This is a genomic window from Geobacillus sp. B4113_201601, from assembly GCF_001587475.1.
Lineage (GTDB): Bacteria > Bacillota > Bacilli > Bacillales > Anoxybacillaceae > Geobacillus > Geobacillus icigianus.
In genome coordinates this window covers 1-620 of the sequence record NZ_LQYX01000104.1, presented here as the reverse complement: position 1 = coordinate 620, position 620 = coordinate 1, and the positions used below count along the sequence as shown (strand labels likewise).

The window sequence follows — 620 nt, the reverse complement described above, 5'->3', positions numbered from 1 at the left end:
TTGGCTCGTCATCTCGACCGCCTGTATGAGGCGGATATTCACAAGGTGATCAGCACTTGCTTGATTCACATTTATCGGAAAGAAGGCCTTCCTCTCCAGGCCTTCCACGCCGATACGACGGACAAGACCGTTTACGGCGCGTATGAATCGGTCTCGTCAGAGGCCCTGCGGATCACGCATGGCTACAACCGGCATCATCGCTGGCAAAAACAGATCGGTTTCGGGCTGATCGGCAACGAGGATGGCATCCCGTTTTACGGCGATGTGCACGACGGCAACCTGCCGGACAAAACGTGGAATCCGCAGGGGCTGTCCCGTGTCCACGAACAGCTCAAACAAGCCAAGATTGAAGACGAATGGATTTACGTGGCCGATTCCGCCGCCATGACGAAAGACACTCTGGCGCAGACGAAAGCCGCCAACGCCTTTTTGATCACGAGAGGCCCATCGTCGCTCCGAATCGTCAAAGCTGCTCTGGCGGAAGCGGATGTCCAACCCGATCCAGCGTGGAGCGACTCCTTTTCGTTGGCCGAGAAAAACGGCGCGGCGTACCGGGTATGGGAAACGGCCTCGACGTATGAAGGCCACCCCGTTCGGCTGATCGTCGTCGAATCGAGCGC

Annotated in this window: 1 protein-coding gene; it reads left to right on the top strand. The window is 57.6% G+C overall.

The window, feature by feature from the left end; translation table 11 throughout:
* A partial coding sequence (locus B4113_RS19680) for an IS1634 family transposase (protein ID WP_153017168.1) occupies positions 1-620 on the top strand: 620 nt, incomplete at both ends.